The 6,593-nt window shown below is 39.6% G+C and carries 2 protein-coding genes; both read right to left on the bottom strand.

Annotated elements, in window-relative coordinates; genetic code table 11:
- Window positions 1-7 precede the first annotated feature (7 nt).
- Window positions 8-1,597: an alkaline phosphatase gene (locus J3455_RS14975; RefSeq protein ID WP_130049896.1), complete on the bottom strand. Its 1,590-nt coding sequence runs from the start codon at window positions 1,595-1,597 to the stop codon at window positions 8-10.
- A gap of 301 nt (window positions 1,598-1,898) precedes the next feature.
- Complete coding sequence (locus J3455_RS14980; protein ID WP_286256788.1) at window positions 1,899-5,543, bottom strand: cadherin-like domain-containing protein; 3,645 nt, start codon at window positions 5,541-5,543, stop codon at window positions 1,899-1,901.
- Window positions 5,544-6,593 lie beyond the last annotated feature (1,050 nt).

Below are 6,593 nucleotides of genomic sequence, written 5' to 3' on the forward strand. Positions count from 1 at the left end.
GTCGCCATTATTCTTCAATTAGTTCTAGAGCTTGGTTAATGATGTGGAAAATTACGTTTTGCTCCACAACGCCTTGTGCTAGTTGCGCACCTGGACCTTTTGCATGAAGTGAAATATCTTCACCCGCATGAGTTTCAGAACCTAATGGCACAGTGGCTTCTTGGTGATAACCAGGTGTCGTTGTATCAACCCCCGTTAAATCAACACGACCAGCCAATGCTGCTTCGTTATAAGATACATCTGCATCTGTCTCATCGCCTAAATCACGGAAACCTAAACCATTTGCATAACCCACTGTAGTGTAAGGCATACCATCAGCAGCAAGGCTTGGCTCTTCGCTACCTATTGCAACTACTTGGCCTAAGATAGGGTTACCGCGCTTTGGATAACCTGCGATAGTAAATACATGACTGTGGTCAGCGGTAACAAGGATAAGAGTTTCTTCTGGATTGGTGTTTTCTACAGCTGTTTGCACAGCTTTGGCAAATTCAACAGTATCGTTTAGCGCGTTGTAAGCATTACCCGCATGGTGAGCATGATCAATACGCCCAGATTCAACGGTTAAGAAAAAGCCTTTTTCATTGCTCTTTAAGATATCAATCGCTTTACCCGTCATTTCAGATAATGACGGCTCACCCGCTACATCGTTAGCGCGGTCAGCTTCATATTGCATGTGTGACTCATTGAACAATGCGAATACACGTTTTGTATCGGCATTAAGCGTATCAAAGCCTGCTTGGTCCATCACGTACTTGCCATCAGGGTACATTTCTTGCCATTCCGCCGTTAGATCACGCTCATCCGTACGGTCACCTTCCACTTCACTGACTGCATCAGCTGAGTTGAATGCTGCGTCTTTCGGTAAAAAGTGACGACGACCACCGCCCATCACCACCTCAAGACCATCAACGTCGGTTCCTACGAAGCGTGCTTCAAGGTTCTTCTCGAAATTAACGAGTTGCGATGCAATGTCTTCACAGCCAGCTTCTACGGCATCAGCTGGCATGTCTGATACATCTTCCCAGTTACGATCGGCTGATTTTGCATACGTTGCTGCAGGTGTTGCGTGTGTAATGCGCGCTGTTGAAATAACGCCTGTTGCTAGACCTTTGATTTCCGCAAGCTCTGTAGCAGTAATTAATTCGTTACCCGCAACTGTTGCACACTTGCCACGCTCGATGTTTTCGTTTACACCAATTACACCAACATCAGTTTTAACGCCTGAAATAATTGCTGTCATTGTGCCTGCTGAGTCAGGTGTTTGCGCATCAACGTTATACGTTTTGATTTGCGCAGAGTAAGGAAACTCCTCAAAGCTTAATAAGCCTTCTTCGCCCGACTTACCTTCCATTTGACCCGCCATGATACGCGATGCAGTAAGCGTTGAAATACCCATACCATCACCAACAAATAGAATGACATTTTTAGCTTTAAACGTTTGCTCAACCTGGGCCGCCGCTTCTTTTTCTGTTAATTTTATTTCAGCAGCACTATACCAATCATTTTGTTTTTGACTGTCTGGTAACACACCTGCATTGGCCGTGGCTGACAATGCCAACGTTAAACCAATTGCAGTAGCAATTTTATTAATTTTCATCGTTACGTTCCGTTAGTACATTATTTTAAGAATTTGAGTGCTAACTAAGCTGCACTTGGATAATTAGCGCAGTAATACTAAGAACGCATTGTTACTAAAAAAGTGACTTTTCATGACGAAATGGTGAAACAGAACAAGCAGTGCAAGAAGGCAAGTATTTAGTTTTAGGGGAAATAATAGGGCTAGTGGTTTGAGACTGATTCAAATTTCCTTTTAAAGAACTTCTATGTAATCAACATGAATAAAAAAGCCTTTGAGCCTATTACTCAAAGGCCTATAGTTGCATTGTTATTTAATTAACTTACTTTTTGCGGCGTCTTAGCAAGCTAAACGGCGCTAGAAGTAAAGTTAGCCAAAATAAACTACCGCCACTGCTTGAAGATGATTTTTCAACTTCAGGTTTGCTACCTTCACCGTTGACAGTCACAGTAACGGTTGTTGAAACTTGTTCTGAACCATCAGATACAGCATAGCTAAATGTTTCTGTCGCTGAGCTGCCAGCATATAAATCAGCAAACTTTCCAGCTGGGTCATATGTGAATGTACCATCCCCATTATCAGTAACAGTTCCTTTAACATCTTCCGCATCTAATGAGACTACAGATAGAACATCGCCATCTTCATCACTATCATTCCCTAAAGCATCTATGAGTACTGTTGATGATTTAGATGTTGAAACCTCGTCAGCTTCGGCTGTAGGTATAGTATTGATACCCGTAATAATCACAGAAACCTGAGCCATAGACTCTGAACCCACTTCATCAGCTATCGTATAAGTCAATGCATCTGTTACTTGTTCACCCTTTGTCAATGAATCAAATTGACCATTTGTAGAATATGTCCAAGTACCATCATTATTATCTGTTAATTCACCTGTTAGAGTATCCAAATAATCAATTAATGTTATTGAATGACCATCAGCATCACTATCATTTTGTAATGGTGAAATATTTACAGTTCCATTTTCGTCAACATAAACAATATCTGCTTCAGCTGTTGGAGGCGTGTTGATAGATACAGATATGGTTACCTGCCCCTCAACAAATGCGCCATTATTATCAGTCACAATATACTTAAATGAATCAGAAATAACTGTCCCGGGAACTTCATCGTCAAACGCTGTTGATGCATCGTATGTAATCTGACCATCAACTAAACTTACAACGCCCAAGGTCCCATTATTTTGTATGCTATCAATTGATAGAGTATCACCGTCTAAATCTGTATCATTTTCTAAAACATTGATAACTGTTGTTTGACCTGACCAAATTGATGCAACATCTTCAGCTGCTAAAGGTGCGTTATTTGGAGGCGTGTCAGTATTTAATGGAGCACCCGCACTAATTTGGTATCCCCCAGTAGTTGCGGTCGTATCTTCATGCTGTACTACGGCGTAAAGAGTTGACTCTAAGTCCGTAGTAGCAACTTTATAGAACACATAACCTGTTTTAGAAGGGTTTGTATCCAACGTAATATCTTGATCAATTACAGTTATGCCATCTGACTTATATAATGTAAGGCTAGGTTTCATCCCTAAGCTTAAGTCAGATACACGAACAACAAACTCACTTGTCGTATCAATGTTTTCGATTTGATAAAAGTCTAGGTCCCCCTGAGAGTCAACCATCCCCTCAATTCCAGCATTACTTGGAGTAAGATCATCACTCAGATAATAACTGTCATTACTATCGCTGTATGGTACATCACTGACTACTAGTGAAGTTTTAGCTATACGAACAAAATTCTCATCGATACTTGGCAATGTCTCAGCTTCTGGTACTGAGCCATCAATCGTTGGCGTTAATAACCCTGTTGTGGTGTACACAGCCTTGCTGTCATTATTGTCTACATGCACTTCAACTTGATAAATACCATTTTGATTATAAGGTGCAATTACTGAGTAAATTCCATCCCCTGAAACAGCATCTCCACCAATGCCATTATCAAACAGTTCAAGTTCGCTTTTAACTTGGTTTGGATCTGTAATAGTTGCCTTAACATTAGCGCCTGTAATTAGTTTATCTTTTGTGATTGCTGTAGTCAGGATCATAGGAGCTGGGTAAGTAACTGCGTTTCCATCAACTCCTTCAACATTGACAGAGTATGTACCTGATAAGCTTGGTTCAGCACTCACATTTACCGCAGCAGTAAGGCTACTACTTTGATTTAGGTTCGTTAACTGTAACTGCCATTGCCCTGCACCATGTGCAGATAGTTTCTGATTAGAAATATTAGCACTACATGATTGAGTGCTAGCAGTATCTATACAGTTGAAATCTATATCGGTAACGAGTGTGCCAGCACCATCAAATAGCGCTAACTCAAGATCTGCAAGATCTGCATTGTGATTTACAAAAACATTTATGTTATCTAGCCCAGAATCAACATAAATTGGCTGACTGGCGCTTTGAGAACTATCAATTGAGTATGTTGTAGATGCAAGATTCTGATTATCTGTCGCAATCGCATTAGCTTGCAAGAAAGCATCAACAATTTCAGCCAATGATGTTGGTGAAGAAAAGTACTTACCACCAGTAGCATTAGCTAAAGTGAGAAGTGGGCCAGTTGGTGATGCACTACCATAGCCAAAACTGAAAATTGGCATATTAGCTTGTTGATAATTACTGATAACCGACGCCTGTGACAAGCGAGAATCATTGTCATTACCGTCGGCTAGGACAAAAACAACACCTGGGGCACCGCTTGCTTGAGTTTGTTGGTATTGTTCTAAGTTATCAAGCGCTAATTGTGAACCATCGTAAAGGGCTGTTGACCCTCCAGCTCTGATTGAATCAATTGCTGCTTTTAGTTCAGTTTTTACTGAAACATCTGGGCTTTCAATTTTAGTTACAGGAAAATCTTGTATCACACTATAGTAGCTAGAGAAGCTAACTAACCCCATTGATGTAGTACCTTCAGCTGTAGCATCAACAAGAATTTTAGCTGCTTGTTTGGCATTATTGATTGCCGAGCCGCCCATACTACCTGAACGGTCAATAACCACTTGCATATCAATATCACCTTCAACCCAAACTACATCAAGTTGATCTCGGCATGATGCTTGAGCTGAAGGTAGTTCAACCTTTACTGGTGTTACATCATCTGGAGCATTGTTAGCCAGGGTAAGAAAGCGAGTACGCTCTGGTTGAGCCGTTTTTCTTCCTAACTTAGGATCATCTTTGGCATCTTGTAATAGCACTTCCCATGCACTTTTTCCGTATACTCGACCTTGAGCTGTTCTATCAACATTACCAATATTTGTTGCAGTAGAGTGATTAAGCCAAAGCATATCACCTTGTAGAGCTTTCCACTGATTACTCATAATAGAGTTAGTAGCTAAATCAGTTTTTATAGGGCTATTTGCATCTGCGCTTTCAGCTACGCCTTGATACTCGTCAAAAAGGCCATAAGCATAGTGCCCCCATTCATGGGCAAGTGTATAACCAGCACCTTTAGGATCTTGAAGCATATCATGGTCTTTGCCAGCACCTGCACCGTTCGGGAAAACATCACCAAACCAAATATGCATGCCATTCGCACCAAAACCTGACGCATTAGCTCTAGGCCATTCTCTTGACCCCCAAATAATATCTGATTTAGAGCGATGTTTATTTTCTCTAAATACACTCACTGTGCCAAGCTTATGCTCACCATTTGTTTGCTCACAAATAGCATCTGCGAAGTTTTTAAAAATTTCTTCATAGGCATTCTGCTCTGTACCTTCTGGATTATTGTATAACGACACTGTTATATCAAAAATTGCAGTTGACGAATCAGTACTGACAGCAGAAAGGCTTTGCATCCTGTTAGCTGCAAATACTTTCTTTTGCTGATTCTGATCGACGGTACTGACTCTAGATAACCAACTATTGGCAGCAATTGTTGATGTTGAGGCAATTGCAGCGGCAACGCATAAAGCAGTTTGCGTAAGTTTATTTTTATACACTATTAATTCCTTTTTATAAATAACTTAAAATTCACCTACTGTTTTAAAGCTACTATTCGATTTAATAACTAAAAAATTGGGCGATAACTCCTTACTTAAATGTGATCTATATTTTAAAAATTTTCGACCACTACAGAAGGAAGTGCCTGTTACAGGAAAGGAATTAACATTAATTAGATTGATATATACATAGTTATTCATACCGATTGTTGGCAAATAATTAACACAACAATCCCCACCGAGGTTTGAATTTTATGTATGTCTTCAGTGTTTCAAAGCTTTTTAAGATAGAAAGAGAAATCCTACTGATACTTATGAGCAATTTAGATCAAACCATCAAAGTACAAGCTATAAAGATACTGAGCATCTAAAGGGGATTTAAAAATATACAGCAAATAGCAAAGCTATTTTTTGACAAGTAGCATTTAAGCTAGTCATTAGCCATCCCTGATAAAACCATTCCATTTACATGACGGCAGTAATTCTAACAAAACCCATTAACAAAATACTACTATAAGATTGATTTTCGGCTTCCTTTTTAGAAACAATAGATTAAGCAAAATTTACCCAACCCTCATAAGATTTAATTGATATTTAAACAATTAAATCTAATTACACATAAAGAACCTAAAATGCCCAAAACAGAAACCGCATTAACAATAAAAACTTAGTGATATATTCACATTAAAATGACGTTATTAGTGAATAAAACGATAAAACAATAACGTAATGATGTTTTTTATACAGTGGTTAGCGAGGATAAAGTTCAAAGGGTCTAGATCAAGCCATTAGGAGGAATGGTTTATGGTAATGGGGCCATAAAAGAAAAGGTTTGCATGGATTGTGTTGGGTTTCGCTTCGCTCAAACCAACCTGCCCTAAGAATTGTGATTTGACGTCTGAAAGCATACAGCTGATAGCTTTTTCACCCATAAAAAAACCCGAGACTAAGCTCGGGTTTTTCTTAATGCTTGATGCATTACTATAGTTGATTACTCAACGATAGTTGCAACAACACCAGCACCAACTGTACGGCCACCTTCACGGATAG

The sequence above is a fragment of the Pseudoalteromonas sp. NFXS39 genome (assembly GCF_040148775.1).
Lineage (GTDB): Bacteria > Pseudomonadota > Gammaproteobacteria > Enterobacterales > Alteromonadaceae > Pseudoalteromonas > Pseudoalteromonas apostichopi.